At 33.3% G+C, this 17,544-nt stretch carries 11 protein-coding genes; 3 read left to right on the forward strand and 8 right to left on the reverse strand.

What is annotated here, in order from left to right; all coding sequences use genetic code 11:
* Complete coding sequence (locus tag G466_RS0115005; protein ID WP_026814399.1) at nt 1–633, forward strand: response regulator; 633 nt, start codon at nt 1–3, stop codon at nt 631–633.
* Nucleotides 634–870: 237 nt separating this feature from the next.
* A complete protein-coding gene (locus G466_RS0115010) occupies nt 871–2,955 on the forward strand; it encodes a hypothetical protein (RefSeq protein WP_026814400.1) in 2,085 nt (694 codons plus the stop codon).
* Between the two features lie 1,149 nt (nt 2,956–4,104).
* Here the strand turns inward: G466_RS0115010 and G466_RS0115020 are convergent.
* From G466_RS0115020 to G466_RS0115060, 8 genes are all read right to left on the reverse strand, one after another.
* Complete coding sequence (locus G466_RS0115020; protein ID WP_026814402.1) at nt 4,105–5,640, reverse strand: tetratricopeptide repeat protein; 1,536 nt, start codon at nt 5,638–5,640, stop codon at nt 4,105–4,107.
* Nucleotides 5,641–6,871: 1,231 nt separating this feature from the next.
* Nucleotides 6,872–7,372: a DUF1573 domain-containing protein gene (locus tag G466_RS0115030; protein WP_034235837.1), complete on the reverse strand. Its 501-nt coding sequence runs from the start codon at nt 7,370–7,372 to the stop codon at nt 6,872–6,874.
* A gap of 5 nt (nt 7,373–7,377) precedes the next feature.
* Entirely contained in the window at nt 7,378–9,528 is a 2,151-nt protein-coding gene (locus G466_RS22195; protein WP_084418864.1) for a DUF4838 domain-containing protein, read from the reverse strand.
* The gene (locus tag G466_RS0115040; RefSeq protein ID WP_026814404.1) at nt 9,503–12,313 is read right to left on the reverse strand and encodes a tetratricopeptide repeat protein; all 2,811 of its coding nucleotides are present in this window, start codon (nt 12,311–12,313) and stop codon (nt 9,503–9,505) included. The genes G466_RS22195 and G466_RS0115040 overlap by 26 nt, the downstream gene beginning before the upstream one ends.
* A 32-nt stretch (nt 12,314–12,345) precedes the next feature.
* Nucleotides 12,346–13,800 (reverse strand): glycosyltransferase family 2 protein, encoded by a 1,455-nt coding sequence (locus G466_RS0115045; RefSeq protein WP_026814405.1) that lies wholly within the window; start codon nt 13,798–13,800, stop codon nt 12,346–12,348.
* A 24-nt stretch (nt 13,801–13,824) separates the two neighbouring features.
* Nucleotides 13,825–14,634, reverse strand: a complete 810-nt coding sequence (locus tag G466_RS0115050; RefSeq protein WP_026814406.1) for a HEAT repeat domain-containing protein — start codon at nt 14,632–14,634, stop codon at nt 13,825–13,827.
* Nucleotides 14,615–14,971: a hypothetical protein gene (locus G466_RS0115055; protein ID WP_157373918.1), complete on the reverse strand. Its 357-nt coding sequence runs from the start codon at nt 14,969–14,971 to the stop codon at nt 14,615–14,617. The genes G466_RS0115050 and G466_RS0115055 overlap by 20 nt, the downstream gene beginning before the upstream one ends.
* A 425-nt stretch (nt 14,972–15,396) precedes the next feature.
* Entirely contained in the window at nt 15,397–16,833 is a 1,437-nt protein-coding gene (locus G466_RS0115060; RefSeq protein ID WP_026814408.1) for an AraC family transcriptional regulator, read from the reverse strand.
* Between the two features lie 357 nt (nt 16,834–17,190).
* On the opposite strand from G466_RS0115060, the gene G466_RS0115065 reads away from it, so the two are divergent.
* Nucleotides 17,191–17,520, forward strand: coding sequence for a transposase (locus G466_RS0115065; protein WP_026814409.1), 330 nt, complete (start codon nt 17,191–17,193; stop codon nt 17,518–17,520).
* Nucleotides 17,521–17,544 lie beyond the last annotated feature (24 nt).

Raw genomic sequence — 17,544 nt, forward strand, 5'->3', positions numbered from 1 at the left:
ATGATCAAAGTTTTACTCTATGAGGACAATCCACAATTCCGTGAGGGACTTACCATGCTGATCGATGGGAGTACTGGTTTCAGCGTTTTGGCATCCTATAAAAATTGTGATCATGTTAAGGAGGAGGTAGAAAAATGGAAACCAGACGTAATTCTACTGGACATCAATATGCCTGGAACGGATGGTTTGGAAGGTCTAAAAAAAATAAGGCAGTTTAATACAGTGGCCAAAATATTGATGCTGACTGTATTTGACGATAATAAGAACGTCTTCGAGGCAATTAGAAACGGGGCAGATGGCTATTTGCTAAAAAAAACTCCGCCTGCAAAACTGTTAGAATACATTCAAGATGCAACCGAAGGTGGCGCACCTATGACCTCATCAATTGCGGCACAAGTGCTCAAGATGTTTCAGGAAACGCACCAAGTGAAGTATCAAGAATATAATCTGAGTGAGCGTGAAAATCAAGTGCTGCATCTTTTGGTAGAAGGGTACAGTTATAAAATGATTGGTAATGAACTTTTTATTGCCATTGATACAGTTCGATCACATATTAAAAAAATCTACGAAAAATTACATGTAAACAGTAAGAGCGAAGCTGTGGCGAAAGCATTTAGAGATAAATTAATCTAGTTTAGTTTAAATACTAACTCTTGGCAGTTCCATACTGCTAGCACTAATAGCGTTGATATTTCTGGCGCTACTCAATTTCACTAACTATCAATTCCACATATTCATGCTATTGCAAGCATAGCAATACTACACTTCCTTTATACTGATAATTATTCATGCCAATAATTGGATGAGGCATTACCAAAATTTTAAATAGTTAGCATCTCTATATTTAAAATCAAAATCAGTACATATAAAATGAAAACAAAACTGTTTTACCTATCAATTTTCTTAGTGATCCTTTTTGCATGTGAGAAGGATGACACTATTGACACACCCATGAACACGCTACAAGCAAAGGCCGGAAATTGGAACAATGATCAATTGTTTACCGGGCAGGTTATTATCTTAAACGGGTCTCACTCTAAAGACAAACAAGGCAAACCATTTAAATATTATTGGAGATTTAAGAACAAGCCTTTAAATAGTTTATCATTAATGGAGGATGAAAACACAATGACGCCAAAGTTTACTCCAGACACAGCAGGAGTTTACCAAATTGAGTTGAAAATTTACAATGATTCTTTTTATGATGTGGATGAGGTCTCGCTTATGGTTAAAGAAAAAGATAATCCTCCATTACAAGAGATGGTCATAATTGATGCCGATATTAATGAGGATACCCATTTCCCAAACATTTTTGATGATAATAGTAAAATTGATTATTTAATTACAAATGATATTCATGTTAAGGGCAATCTTACTATCGCTCCTGCGGTTACTATGGCATTTGAAACGGATAAAGGGTTGTTTGTTGATGCCTCAGGATCAATCATAGCTGTGGGAGCACTGGAAGGTCCAATCGTTTTAACTGGAAAGATGAAAATTCCGGGGTACTGGAAGGGACTTGTCCTTAATTCTAATTCATCTTTAAATTTGCTTGAAAAGGTAACCATAGAATATGGAGGCAGTTCCGCTGCTCAGGGATTAGAGGAGGCTGCAAATTTAGCACTGGATAACGCCAATACCGCAAATCTCACTTTAGTAAATACCAAAATCCAACACAGTGCCGGATTTGGTGTACTTGTTGAAAGAGGAACAAAATTGAATTTACGCTTAGGAAATTCCATTAACAACAACCAGAAACCAATGCTGCTACCTGCCTCACAATTGGGAATTCTTAGTGGGTTGACTGAATTTAATGAAAATACCTCCTCATCTATCTGGGTCCAAGGGGATCGGGTAAATAATACCGAAATCTCAAATTGGATATGCCCTCGGTCCACCTCAAGTATGCCCAACTACGATATCTCCTATCTTATTATGGGCAAGATAGAAATTGCTTCTGGGGTAGTAATCAGTGAAGGCGTAGATTTTCGTTTTTTAAATAATGCCGAGGTAGAAGTAACTCCCTCTGGATTCTTAACTGCAGTTGGGACACAACAAAATCCCATTAAGTTTCAGGGGTTAGAGAATCTTAGTGGTTATTGGAATGGAATAGCCATCAAGTCAAACAGCAACAATAATCAGCTGAAGCATGTAGAAGTTTATAATGCAGGGAATTCAATTATGGATGGCTTTGCCACTAAAACAGCTATTGCTATAGATGGAGAGAATAAAGCCCGTTTATCTATATCTGACTCCAAAATTTCCGAGAGTGGTGGGAGCGGATTGTTACTGGAAAATAGTACACACCTAGATGGCTTTAGTTTTGTAAAGTTTGTGGGAAATAGAGAAGCAGCGGTCACTATGTCGGCGAATCATGTAGCTAAATTAGCAAACGCTCCAGCCCTAGAATTTATTAATAATGGACATAATGGATTCGAGATTTACGAATCCATACTTTTAAACCAGAACGAATCTGTATGGCCCGCCCTAAATTTTAATGCTAGCTATCTAATAAGTGGTAACCTATCCATACAATCTGGGCTAAAAGTACTTCCCGGCGCCCTATTTAAGCTCGCGGAAGATAAGATGATAGGTATTTTTCCCAACGGGTATTTGTATGCCAAAGGCACCAATACACAGAAAATAGTTTTTACAGGGATAAAAGAAATAAAAGGCTATTGGAATGGAATCCAATTTCAATCAGACAGCCCCAAAAATGTGATGGATTTCAACGAAGTGAACTATGCAGGTAAATCAGAAATGCCCAACATTTCCAAAATAACTGCTATAGGGCTAGATGGAGATAACCTTGCCAACCTAACAATTACCAACTCCAAAATAGCTCATGGCATGGGCTATGGAATTGTTGTGGAAGATATTAGGGCCAGTATAAATAGTGATTATGATATGGTTAATCAATTTGAGGATTTATCTCTGGGAAATACGTATAGATAACATTTTCTGATCTAAATCATTAGGTAAATAGAGGCTCAAATTTCATTGATGAATTATTCATTACTTAACAATTATACTTAATGAAAACAAGGCTTAAATTAGGCATAGTATGAATAGGCTTTTTGGCATTCAACCTCAGTTTTGCACAACTACATACAAAAGAAAAAGAAGGCATCCTCTCTGATATGGGTAGGGTTCTAGTAAAAAGGTATGTGGCACCAGAGAAGACAGCGGTTATGAAAACGAGAATCAATCTTTATTTTTCAGAAAGTAAATACGATTCCATAACCCATGGGTATCAATTTGCATTACGTCGTACAAAAGATTTGAAAGAATTTTCAATCCTTTAAAGAAATACATTCCAAAAGTTATGCCTAATATATCAAAATGAGGTGGACTCCCCAAGTTTAGAGGCGTCCATGATCCATTGGGCTGGTAGCCAAACTATCCAAATTTATGATCGATTACATTCTTTATTTTACACATCAATATTCCGTTCCGTTTTTAAAACTATTTTAATGGATCAGTACATAAATCTTTGAAAATTGTGCCCCATATTCTTTAAAACTCTGCTTCTAATTAAATATATGTTTCATTATGAATTGTTACTGCCATATCCCTTGGCAAAAAATTCGCAAGGAACATCTTTTATTGGTTAGTTATTAATTAAATCTATATTGTTAACAACACCAAACTAGTGAACAAATAAAACAAATACACCTAAAGTACAACCGTTTAGAAGAAGGACCACCGTTGAATACCAAAGCCTACTTACGGATCACCATTGGGAAAAACGCCCGAATCTAAAGATCAAACAGCTATCGTAACAAGTCGGATTCGGCTCGCAAACATTACTGGATTAAATTATTCCCTGGACCCTAACTTTACAAGATTATGTTCATTAATTTGGGACCTTTGGATTTTATTACCTGGAGGGAAAACTAAATACTCACCGGGGCATCTGGAACAAGAAAGGGCTATCTTAAACTGGCACTGGCATAGGGACACCAAACATACATAATGGAACGGAAAGAGCCAGTTAAAAATAGTTATGAAAAAGACTAACAGTTATTTTTAATAGTATAGCAATATCATTTAATTATTACTGTTTCCTCCGATAGCACTGGCATGGTAATTCCGAAATAGCCACTACGTTAAATCTGAATTTATATTGGTTGCCTTATCTCTTAAATTGATGATAAATTCTGAAGGAGATAATTGAGTAACATTTTTAAAACTGGCTGAAAATTTACTATGTGACGAAAAGCCACATTCTTCTGCTAAATAACTAATTTTATAATTTAAGTAGTCAGGGTTAGTTTTTAATTTATTGACAACATAATTAATTCGCAGCTCGTTTATATAGTGATTATAGTCTGTATTCTTATTATTTTTAAGTACCTGTCTTAAATATTTAGAATTACTGTTTATAAATCCTACTAGTGTAGAAAACGACATATTTTTATCTAAAAAATAATTTGAATCTTCAAACTCCTTTAATTTATTTAAAATATGCTTTTCGGTTTCTTGAGACATATAATTTTTTTCTTCAACTATTTTAGTTAAAGTTTCAACATTGCGAGGTGTATTATTAACTGATATACCTTGAAAATTACTTATGCCCAGCTTACTTCTATAATAATATACGCCTAAAACGAAAATAATTCCCAATAAACTAGCGCCAAAAAAAAGTGCAGATGAATTTTTAAATTTTATACTATTCTCTTTTTCTTGAAGTCTCTCTATTAGTTTGTTAGCAATATTTTTTTGAGTTTGTCTAGCTATGTTAATTAATTTCTCTCTTTTTTCGCTAAATAATATAAAATTGTCATCCTCATTTGTAGCCCTATAGTAGTCCATTAAAGCTTTATAAACCTCGACTTTTAGATTATAAAAGTTTGAAGTTTCCGCTACATCTAATCCTTTTAGATAATAGATATGCGCATTTTCAAAATCATCTTGATACTGATAGGTAGCTCCTAAACCATTATAAATAAATCCTTTTAATGGACTTTTCGGATTTTGAGAGTTTTGAAGGTTTTGTAATGCGAGGTCAAAGTAAATAAATGCAGAGTCCGGTTTTTTCAGTAATAGATAGTTTTTTCCAAGTAACTCGTGAGTTGTTGCCAAATGAAAATTAGGATCATAATTTTTGTTTAGTTTATTGAAAAATTCTATCCCTTGTTTTAAATATATAATTGCATGTACATGATCTCCCGTTTCCATGGCATAATATGCCAATTCTTGCTGAAGGTTTCCCTGGAATCTCAAAGCGTCATTTTTGCTTTTTATTTTTTTACTAGCTTCTATTGCTTTTTGTAATGCTCTTTTTCCAGAGGACGTGATTCCATTTTCCCTGTACAAAGTAGAAAGCAATCCATTAAATCGTGCTATATATATGTAATTCTCACTTAAACTAAATAATCCATCTGCTTGTTCAATAACCTTTATAGCCTCGCTTGTTAGGCCATTTTGTCGTAAAATAGATGCTTTTAGCATTAGAGCTTTAGCTTGCTCAATTTGATTGCCAGAAATTTCATATAAATAGTCAGTGGTTACTAAAGCTGTAACTGGTCTGGTCGATACTAAATTACGTGTTATCTTATTATAGATACTATCAAATTCAGAGTTTTGTGAAAACGATGTAATCCAAGTAAATATTAAAATTAAAGTTGTCCATTTCATTGTAATTAAAAATCCCGAGCTTATATATTAAATCGATATTAAATTATAATTTATAGAATCAGATCTAAACAATCAGTAAATATATAGTATTAATGACGTTTTCAAACTCTGATTCTGTGCAATACTTTCGTGATTGAAGTAATTATATTTATAAAAAATAATTTCGATAATTACAATTCAGATCAATTTAGCGTCTTTATGGTCTTACATTTCTTTGGGTGTGAACGATAAAATTTTAAGAAAAAAAACGTTTAAAGATATTTTACATCATCTGCCGAATTATAGTAATCCTCGAAAAAGGGTGCGCAGAAAGGATTCACACTAGGAAGCTGAAGATTATATAAAAGCACCTTTTAGTAAAATTACTCCGGCAATCGTTAAAAAGGCATGGAAATCCTAATGGTTATGCGATAAAAAGATTTTCTATATCAACAAGGTATTTAGCAAGCTAATCCAACTAACCTTATAGGTTCTCACTTCTCCATAATTGATTTTAACAACGAATAATATATCAAAGATGTTCAATTTTAAAAATGCTTTAGGCATGTATAAAACATCTATTCTAATTTGGAGACCTGTTACAGCCTTTATAGTAGTATTAGTTTACCAATTAATTGGAGTTGATAAGGGTGAAGCATCAGCTCTAGGATGTTTTTGCATTAGTAGATTTAAACGCTTAAATAGCTGTAGAGATTAATGACCTACCTTATGCTCTTATACCTACCTCTTTCGGAACTTTACTAAACCAATTTGATCCATTACAAACCGGAGAAATTGCGGGATTAGTAAGTAGCATATTAGTATTTATCGGTACGGATTTTCATCAATCTATATACCATTATATAGAATGTACATTTTTAGGAGAAAGGAAAGATTATAACGGCCAATCGGTACATATGCGGTTTAATAAACCGTCTATTGGTTATTATCATCATTTCCCGAAATTCTATCTACTATCTAGTATATTCTAGCATACTGCAAAGTTTACATTAAAATAGTAATCAATCAATGAATTACTTAACGAAATCGGAATTTTCCTTATCACCAACTTTATTAATTATAAGCTTATATTTCCTGGTATGATAATGAAACAACGTTTATTACACTGAAAGATTCACACAAAATCATCCTTAAATTAACTACCATTTGGAAAATAGGTGCTTTTTTTATAAATCGATTGATTTCACTAAAATTTAAAAAAACTGGAATAATTGATTATATAGAAGTTGGTCTATGAAGCCTTATCAAGATAATAGGCGTTATTATTCTCCTTTCCCTCTACGATATGTTCCCATTCTCTGTTTTTTTCTAATTGGAACAACTCTTCGTAATCTTTAGGGTAGTGCGAGTCAGGCACCACATTTACATCAAACACTAATTCTATTTTATCTCTATTGGCTATATTTCCATAAAGGGTTATATAATGCTTAACATATCCTACATTTTTATTGCTATTGTAGGATAATAACAGGCGACCTTCTCCCCCTGGAGGAATAGTTTTTATGGATGATCTTTTAGAAGTAATACAACCACATGAAGTCATTAGGTCGGAAAGAATAAAAGGGGAATTGCCCGTATTCTTGATTTTAAAAACCACATTCAATCCTTGACCTTGCAAAACTGGGTAATAGTGTCTATTGTTATCAATTATTTTGAGTGTAGTTTCTTTGTCCTTCACCTCACAGCTTAGAATAGTAGACATTGTTAATAATAATAAAACTAAATTTTTCATAATATTTAATTTATCTCAATTTCATCTAAAGCGATAGTATTTCTACCGATCGATTTTTTAATTCTTAGTGTTAATTTTTCAGTTTCTAACAGATCTATATCCATCTCGCATTCGGCAATTCCCTTATGTATAGTAAAATGCCTCTCTGTATACGTTTTAATTAATTTACCATCTGAATACAATTCGATTTTTTCGGGTGGATAAAACCTATGTTTTTTTAAAACCAGAAATCGTAGTTTAATTGTTTTCGCTTTTTGTACTTCTTGTGTTCTAAAACTAAAATGGGTAGAATCCGTGCTACTAATGTACCATCCCTGCTGATAATCAGTTGTAAAACCTGGTAAGCCATCATTTAATAGGTAGGTTTCATCATAGTCACGTTCTGACTTTGAAACTAACTCTATAGCCGTTCCCTTCAATAAATTTTTGTATCCTTTTCCAAATAGTAGGTTTTGCCACGTGTCATAATAGGTTTTTAGACTACCGTCTACTTCTCTATAATTGTTCAGATCCGTGTATTTCTCATGGTTTTTAAGAATTAAGATCCATTCTTCAAGTTCTTGCCTGGTAGTTGTCTTCCTATTATTAAGGTGGAAGCCCAACTCACTATTTTGTCTAGCATAAGCTATTTGAAGCCTTGTAAATGACAATGCTGTATATAACTTATTGAGTTTATCCTTTTCAATTCCATACGTCTTTGGAATAGCTACCTTTAGATTATTATAAAAATCTACAAAATGATCTGAATCAAAGTGCGTATTTAGATTATCTCTCATACCACCATACATAGGGTAGGCTTTGCTTGAAGTCTGAAAATTCTCTTCAATTTCTAGATAATACTTAGTCAACAATTGATGATTTCGAGGATAATTCCTTTGAAGAAACCTTCTGCTCAATCTAGCAACATCAATTTCTACATCCATCATTAATGCAGCTGAAATAAATGTTTTCAAGTCGTCAAAGGAAGAATAGTCATAACCACTTGCATTGAGGAAAATTCCTTTCACATTGTGTTTCTTAAAAAAACGTAATTGATTTTGCAATCCGAGAAGTACGGGAACAGGCGTTAAATAATCATCAAAATTTGCCGCATAATCCCATAAATATATAGCAGGTGATTTTTCTTCCCACAATCTCAGCTGACTTATAAACTTTTTTGTAGCTGGCTGTTCTTCATTTAAAGAAATGCCCCTGGGTAATTCTACCGTACTAATAAAGACCCCAGTATTACGGGGCAATTTGTGTTTTGGAGGCTCAATTGTTGTCCGATAGGCCGAGGTATAAAAATAATGTTGAGGAAAGCGTTGTGCCAATTTATCAATAAATCTTGTTACGGCTGGTGTGGCATTGTTTGTAGTATTTCCAATAGTAACACAATTGTCACAAGTACAAACCAAGTCATTGTCTTGTGGCATTATCATAAAGCGGTAACTAAATGATGTGCCATCCCCAAATTGATCAATAATATATTCGTATGTCGAGTTCTTCAATGTAGTAGAAGAGAAGCAAAATTGTTCCGTCGAAATTCGGCCCCCTTCAACTCGAGCGTAAATATCTTTATTTGCTCCATGGGTAACTACGTTTCCCAGATTATGCCCCCACAGGCCCCAATCAGTATCAACATTATTCGTACCAATAATAGAACCATAATCTCTTTCAAGGTTAGGTAGGAAGTGTGGTTCTCGATAAGAAAAATCAAAATTTCTACATTCTGTATTAAATTTGATTATACTAGGTGGAAGATCACTTACCGAAAATCGATTGTCCTCCTGAGCTATAACATCTATTAATTGATAAATTATCCAAACAGCGATTTTTTCACTTTGAAATCGAATAATTGTTCTATTTGGAAAGTCCTCAATACAATAATCATGGTCTAAATCAGTTGCAAGGTGAAATTGAATAATTCTATTTCCTTGCGGGACTTTATCCAAAGGTTTGTTTTCCCAAAATTGTACAATTGATTTATCTTGGCTACGTTTCAATAGATGACTGTATGCATAAGCAGCCCATTTCTCGCTTCCATTTTCTTCGATTGCATTTATAAGGTAAACCTTAGCTTTTAAATTAGAATTTGCCCAAGAAAAACTCCCTACCCACATAAAAAGAAAAACAATACTCTTATAAAAATTAAAATGCCACATTGATATTAACATAAAGATTATAAAGGTTTTTGTATTGATTCTCCGAATTAAGTCCTCCGGCTTTATAATTGTACCAAGTGCCTAATACACCTCCATAGAGATTTTTATACAGATTCCACTGATATCCAGCACCTACCATCGTATTGAGCACTGAAAAACCACTATATAACTGATAATCAATTAATTCAACATCTGGTGATGAACCAAGGCTTCCGACCACGGTGAGATAGTTTTTGGGAGAATATAAAAAGTAACGAGCATCTAAGGAAAAGTTATACAACCAGTTTTCATCTAGAATTAGGCCGTTTAATCGCATATTCAAACGAAATTCATCCCATTCCTTACTAACACCTCCCACTACGTTATACAATTCCTTATTGGATGCCTTGATATCAGATATATCTTCGGAAAGTTTTCTATACCCCACCCCTACTTCGTACTGCACTCCATTAAAAAATTTAAGGTATCTGTAGAAGGAGGCATTAAAAGTGATATCTGGAAAAAATTGGTTGGCAGATGCAACATTCAATAATGTAGATGATCTGTCATTCCAATCCCGTAGCCATTCGCCTTGTACCTGGATTCCTTTTCCAGAAGGTCTACCAGCATAATTTACTCTACCTGTATAAGTGTCTCTATTTTCTAAACGGCTGTATTCTATTGCGGATAAGGTATTCATAGAAAATTTATCTGCGTGGTTGCTTCCTAAAAGATTTAGACTTAATTGGTTCTTATAACTTTTATATTTTAGATAGTTCAGTCTCTTTATAAAAGCGTCAGACTCTACAATGGAAGGCTCGTAATATGATTGGTAATGATAAGCCGAATCGAACTTTTTTACTTTCTCATATGCCAATCCTTTTATATATTTTAACGATTTATTCATAGGAGAATAAATCATTGCCGTATCAATCTTCTGAATTGATACTTCACCCAGATTATTTTCAATTAAGTCTAGAGTGTACTTTTCAGTCAACTGGGTAAAAGCATTTATAAGGTGCTCGTTGTAAGGATTAGCTTTTAGCTCTAAAAATAAGGTATTGTAAATTTCTGCATATTTTTCAATATCCGCATATTGTGCATCAATTTCCGCTAATTTTATCTTAAAAAATAAATCTTTTGGAAAACGATCCGCTCCCATTTGAGCATAAGCGTGCATCGCGTTTTTATCACCTGTTAAATGAGTAAATTTTATGGCGTAATGGTAAGCAGACTGATAATGAGGATCTACCTCCAACCATTTCTTTATAAATTTTAAAGCTTCTTTATAACGAAAATCATGGTTCAGATTATTTATGATTTGTATTACCATATTTGCATATCCATCAAGATTTCTACGCTTCTCTTCACCCTTTGAGAAGGCAATAGCTTGTTCGTAAGCGGAAGTAGCATTTTGATAATCTTTTTGTTGGAAATAAAGATCAGCTCTCTTAACAATTAAATCTTTATTGTCCGGTTCCAAAAAATCCAATTCATTTAAAGCTTTTAAAGCTTCATTATAATTTCCTTGAGCTAGTGAGGCATTAAAAATTGATGTTTTAGCTATTCTTTTAAGCATATTGTCACTATGCAAACTAACCTGCTCCCATGCATTTATAGCTTCAGAATAACGTTCCTCAACCATATTATCTTTTCCCTCTTGAAGCATAATTTTCACGTAAGCCTCTTTAATATCGGAATCCATAGGGTAAAGAAAAAAAAGCTCTTTGGTCAGTGAAGCTACTTTAGGTTCATTACGCATTAGGTTGTAAATGGCTAGTTCTTTAACTGAAAGTTCTTTTGAACCTCCTACTACCTGCCGATGTTTGTTCAATAAATTCAAGGCTACTTGATACTGTTGCTTCCCCAAAGCATCATTAAACACATATGAAAAAGCTTCGGTGTCCCCTAAATTTCCCAAAAACACCTTACCATACAACACTGCAGGATCACTTTCCTTTGCATGCCTAGCAGCTTCCTTTAGGTAATAATTATACTGATCTTGCATTGCATTTTTTTGCAGAAAGGTTAGCAATTCGCTATATCGATTTTGATCCGCCAAGATTCCTGCTTTTTTAAAAATAAGCATAGTACTTTTCGGGAATTGTTTTAAACCACGTTCTACATAGGTCAATGCAACGTATGCGTCCCCCGCCTTAAGATGATCGTTCACCACATCTATGTAATAATCTTCCCTTTGAGTGTCTTCCTTTAAGAGCTTTTTGCTCAAAGCAATTGCTTCGTCTAATTTCCCTTCTATCCTGCTATAATGTGCCTCCACTTCCAAACCGTAGAGATAGTCCTTTTTTAATTCATTGTCTTTGGGGTAAATTTTACTTATCCGTTCTCTAAGTCTATTGGCCTCAATATGATTGTTTTGCAACTCATACAGTTCAATTTTTTTACTCCAAAGTTCACGCCAGTATGGTTTAATCTCTAAAATCTCATTTACATAGCAGATAGCACTGGAATAACGTTTAGACTCCATCTCCACGTTAACCAAAATCTGTTTGGCATCAATGTTATTGGGATTAACTCCCAAGGCGCGATTTAGATTGTATCGAGCTTTATCGAGCTGGTTTTTATTATAGTAATATTTTCCTGAAAGCATTATTAGATCACTATCCGATGGATATACTTTCAAACCCTCATGAATTGTGTTTTTACCAGCTTCCCATTCACCACTTTCAAACTGTTTCTTTACTTTGCCTACAAAGTCTAATCTATTATCTAAGCTTAGTTTTGCCTGAGCAGTAAGGGTACTATTTATGCATAGTGAAATGAGGATAAGTATCCCCCCATTAATTCTACTTTTCATTCTTAATTTATATTACTATGGAAATTAGATAGTTATGCTTTTTGTGAAGTTGTGCCAATTATTTCGGTGGGGGTTGATTTTGAGTAACCTTGACGAGTCATTTTTCCCCATTTAAATTCCTTTAAGAAAAGAAATTCCAAATAACCTTTCAAGCTGAAAATAACGATTAAAGGGTGGTAAAATAGTGCTTCCAGGGAAGAGAAAAATATGAGCCAAAGATAGTCAGTGTAACTTCTATAAACCTTTTTCACAGATAAGTCATAAGAAATGGTAATAAGTGAAATAGTAACCCCAATGAGGTATACAAAAAGGAGCATTAACCAAAAAGTAGAAAAATTCACCTGATTGGTTAACATCAAATAAACAAGGAATAAAAACCCGGTAAATTCAATAATGGGCGCCAAAAGTTCAAAAATGAGAGCATAAGGCATTACAATCCAACCTGTTCTTCCGTATTTAGGGTTAAAAAGAAACTTTCTATGTACTACAAATATTTGCAACAGACCCCTTCCCCATCTTTTTCGTTGACGCGCTAATATTTTAAGGTTCGGTGGTCCTTCAGTCCAACATAATGAGTCGGGTATTTGAACTATGCGATATTCCCTTTCGTTCTCCCTTTCATTAGCTATCATCCTTAAGGTCATGTCCATATCTTCGGCGTGTGATCGGGGATCGAAGCCTCTCGCTTTAATCACCGTTGGAGTATGAAAAAGGCCAAACCCTCCAGAAACATTAGGAATACAGTTAATAAATGACCAACCTAACTTTGCTACAAGATAAGATCGTAGATATTCAGTTTCTTGAAACAAGGGGAAATATGACCTAGGTGGAGTAACACTGGTAATTTTGCCTTCGTTTACTTCACATCCATTTACCATACGCATTGTAGCACCCACTGCAATTACAGGTATTTTGGAGTCTAAAACTGGAAGTATTATTTTAGTCAGCGTGTCTCTTGCTAATATACAATCCACATCCGTATTAATAAAGTAGTTGTATTTGGCAACATTTAATCCGGCATTCATAGCATCGGCTTTAGTGCCCCCGTTTACTTTATCAACTACAATTAACCTTTTATATTTAAAAAGATTAGATTTAAAAACTCGTTTCACCGGTTTAGACCTTACTTTTTCAATATAAGGAAACTGAATTTCTCGTAATTCAAAATTATTAATAAGAAGCTCAAGTGTTTTATCCTTACTTCCATCGTTTACAATTATAACTTCAAAATTGGGGTAATCTAAGCTTAGAAGAGAGTTAACATTATCTATAATTATTACCTCCTCATTAAATGCAGGAGCTATAACTGATATGCCAGGAGCTATTTCGGGGTTGTTCTTCAATTTATCTTCTTCCCTTCTAGTGTATTTTATTTTGCTTCTAGTAATATTAATATACCCTAGAATAGCAAGTGTTACATAGACAACTGATATCATTGTCGCATAAAAATATATGAGGTATTGATACGAATAAGCAATGTTTTCCATAAGTATATTAAGCGTAACTATTACTTATTGTTCGTAGATTTCAGCTGTATCCTGCTCAATGTAAGAAATCGCAATTTTTTCAAATTCTGTGGATACACTGTTTTCTAATTTGGCATAAACCCTTCCATCATGATCGATTGAGCGGATATTTCGTAATATTTTAACTAATGTTTCTTTGTTATAGGTTTGGTAGTAAACATTTTCTAAAAAACGCAAAGCTTGTTCACCTCCCAGTTTACCGAATGCATCGATTATTTTATCCTTAACTTCTTGGGGATTTTGATTAAAGCTTTCTATAAAAATGGGAACTGCTTTTTCATATCCCAACATTCCTAAAGTGTCTACGATTTGTGCTTTAATGGAATAATCTACCTTCTGTAAGTACAGTTCCAATAATTGTGGAGCACTATCCATTTGTTGAAACAAGCCGATTTCCTTAATCAAAAAAATCTTAAATTCAATTTTTTGGGCCATATTAACCCATTGTATTATCGGAGGCAACGGTTTTTGGTGATGCCTTTTCTTTAAGGCCGAATGAATTCTTAACTCGTCTAAGGCATTAAAATCCCTGTCAAAATCATCTTCAAGAAATTTAAATGCATCAGTGGAATCAATTTCGAGGTACATACTTTTAGCAAACTTTCGAATATCTTTATTGTCTGTTTGAATTCGGCGGGAAATCACTCCTCCAGTTATGTTTTCTTTAATCCCATGAAGCATCCTAAGTGCAATACTATTCGTATTTACATCATTCATGGACAACTGATCCTCCCAAAATTCCGGCAAGGACAATGCCGTCAATATTTCTTTATAATTATGAGTATTTAATTTCATCCTTCTTTATTAAATCCAACAAAACGTTGGTGATTTGTACTTTTTCCCACGACTTTAATCCTTTTTGACCAATACCAAGGTTGATATTGATTTGATCTGCTTTCATATTATGCTTATCATAGAGGATATTTATTATCCTAGACTCGTATTTCTTTCTTATTTTTTCTTTGCGCTTATATTCTTTCCTCTGTTTATACGCGATAAAGAATATTCTGATTAAGGAAAGTAGATACAGAACAATCAAAGCCATAATTAGAATTACGGTTGTCTTGATAATAAACGGGTATGCATGAAAGTGGGACTCCCAATAATACCGGTAAAAATTTAAATTACTCATAGAAGTGATTTTCTTTTTGGACCGCAAGAATGAGGTTGGGGATATCTGCGATTGGAATAATTAATTGAAATATTTTAATCATAAAATTTTAATTTATCTCTCTTCGTTTTACACCCACTTAATTAGAACATAGAAATGAAAATGACCAATTAACAGGATTATTTAAAATGAATAGGATTAATCTATCGGTTGTAACTTTTGACAAAATTATATGATAGAAACTGGTCGAAATTTTAATCTGTACCCGTTTTCCGTAAAACAGACAGGATTCAACATGCTGATTACAAATGAATTATGAAATTAAGATAAATTAACGAGAAAATTCTTGCAAATAAAAAGTTACTTTGGAGTTTTGGAACAAATGGAAACTATGAGAGGATCAAGGTAAAACACTTCCCGAAAATGAGAATTGATTTTTTAATACTTTAAGTTAAAACTGATTTAGTTTCAGCTGACTTATTTTTTAAATTAGCTATAAATTCTGAAGGAGATAATTGAGTAGCATTCTTAAAACTAGCTGAAAATTTACTATGTGAAGAAAAGCCACATTCTTCTGCTAAATAACTAATCTTATAATTTAAATAATCGGGATTGGACTTTAACCTATTAACAATGTAGTTAATTCGCAGCTGGTTTATATACTGGTTATAGTCCGTATTTTTATTGTTTTTAAGAACCTGTCTTAAGTATTTAGAATTACTATTTAAGATCCCAACTAGTGTAGAAAACGACATGTGTTTATCTAAGAAAGAGTTTGAATCTTCAAAGTTTTCTAATTTTTTTAAAAGTTCGTTCTCTGTTTTAAGTGGAAGGTTTAAATCTGTAATAGTACTCCTATGCGGTTTTCTGTTCTCTTTTTTTAAGCCTGCATTTAAATTCGAGCGACGTGCCTTGTTGCGAAAGTAGTTAACAGTTACCATTGTTATAATTAAGACTAATAATACTATAACAAGAATTTTATAAACTGTATTAGATACATTTCGAAGGGAAGGTTCTACATCCTTCTCTTGAATAAAGTTTTGAAGGGGAATACTCAAAGATCTATTCTTAGCTATCCTTAAACTATCATTAAGATTAATATATTTGGTTAAATATTCGGTTGATTTTTCTACCTCTCCTATTCTTTTGTATAGGTACCCTATCTTTTTAAGTATATCAACTCTTAGGCTTACCCTATTTAAATTGTTAGCAATAGAAAGTACTTCTTCGTATTTATTTAAAGAAATATCCAGTTCTTCCTTTATTAAATAATGATATGCATAACCTTCAATAATAATTGCTCTATCTAAATCATGCAAATAATTGGTGGTTAAATAGGGTCTATGCTTAACCGTGGGATTTTTTATGAGTTGTAAACCTGAAGATAGATAAGCATTTGATAATTCAAAGTTTTTTTCTTTATCCAAAACAAGCTTAGAGAGCATTTGATAAGTTTGGCTTAAAGGATAACCGTTTATGGACTTAAGTAAATATCTAAGTGCCTTTTCAGATTCTTCTAAATTTAGATAAGCTGAAGCTATATTATTGTGAAAAACAGCTAAAAGATATGGATTGTCATTAAAATCACCGATAACCTGTATAGCTTCCTGCCAGAGTTTTATAGCTTTTTCATTCAGTTCCAGCTTTAACGAATTTCTAGCTAAACCACCTAAAATACGTGCTTTCACCTCCTTACTATCCCCTTTATAGCGTTCAGATATTACTTTTAAATACGTTATACTTTTCTCATACTCTCCCAAATCAATCAAAATTTGTGCTTCAATAATATGATTTATTGCAGTCGTATCTGTTGATGCAGTGATATGGGGCAATTTCTTTTGTTGTTTATCACTATTAGATGCTGGCAGTAAATTACACTGCAAGCATAAATAAAATAGTACAATACTTGTGAATGAATATTTGATAAGGGAAGTTTTCTAAGTGATTAATAACCGAATAACAAAGTTAATATTCTTTGTTAAAATTTTAATTACTATTCAGTGGATAATAATTAAAACCAATAATAATGGAGCTAATCAAAACAAGGGTATAAAATATGTGAAGTTCAGATTCTACCTTTAATTACAAAATTTAACATAAGTGACTTAAAACCATATTACAGGGGAATTTTAAGAGAATACTATGTTTCAGTTTAAGGATTTTCCAGCTAATATAAACGATGGATGAATTAACCACACGGTATTCTAAGGTTTACATTCATAAAATAGGGACCATAAACATTGTTTGCCGAATATCCCGACATAAAGGTAGCCTTCGACATGGTACAGGGGCTCAGGAACATATTCAATACAGCCACTACTATACAAACGGCATATACGAAATTGGCACACTGGCACAAGGACGTAGAGGCTTCGGGCTTTAAAAGCTTCCAAACAGTGGCTAACAGTATCAGCGTTAATTACAGATCTATACCGAACTATTTTATAAATAAAAGTACCAATGCCTCGGCAGAATCATTCAATGCAAAAATTAAAGCGTTCAGGGCACAATTCAGAGGGGTGAAAAATGTAGAATTCTTCCTTTACAGATTAACTACAATTTTTGCATAAACACAACAATTGGTCATGATCCGA

It is taken from the genome of Arenibacter certesii DSM 19833, assembly GCF_000429545.1.
Taxonomy (GTDB): Bacteria; Bacteroidota; Bacteroidia; order Flavobacteriales; family Flavobacteriaceae; genus Arenibacter; species Arenibacter certesii.

What these genes read in the sequence shown, in the direction of transcription:
- G466_RS0115040 (WP_026814404.1), bottom strand. Translation starts at nt 12,313, where the DNA reads ATGAAAAGTAGAATTAATGGGGGGATACTTATCCTCATTTCACTATGC.
- G466_RS0115045 (WP_026814405.1), bottom strand. Translation starts at nt 13,800, where the DNA reads ATGGAAAACATTGCTTATTCGTATCAATACCTCATATATTTTTATGCG.
- G466_RS0115010 (WP_026814400.1), top strand. Translation starts at nt 871, where the DNA reads ATGAAAACAAAACTGTTTTACCTATCAATTTTCTTAGTGATCCTTTTT.
- G466_RS0115020 (WP_026814402.1), bottom strand. Translation starts at nt 5,640, where the DNA reads ATGAAATGGACAACTTTAATTTTAATATTTACTTGGATTACATCGTTT.
- G466_RS0115005 (WP_026814399.1), top strand. Translation starts at nt 1, where the DNA reads ATGATCAAAGTTTTACTCTATGAGGACAATCCACAATTCCGTGAGGGA.
- G466_RS0115055 (WP_157373918.1), bottom strand. Translation starts at nt 14,971, where the DNA reads ATGAGTAATTTAAATTTTTACCGGTATTATTGGGAGTCCCACTTTCAT.
- G466_RS0115030 (WP_034235837.1), bottom strand. Translation starts at nt 7,372, where the DNA reads ATGAAAAATTTAGTTTTATTATTATTAACAATGTCTACTATTCTAAGC.
- G466_RS22195 (WP_084418864.1), bottom strand. Translation starts at nt 9,528, where the DNA reads ATGTTAATATCAATGTGGCATTTTAATTTTTATAAGAGTATTGTTTTT.
- G466_RS0115050 (WP_026814406.1), bottom strand. Translation starts at nt 14,634, where the DNA reads ATGAAATTAAATACTCATAATTATAAAGAAATATTGACGGCATTGTCC.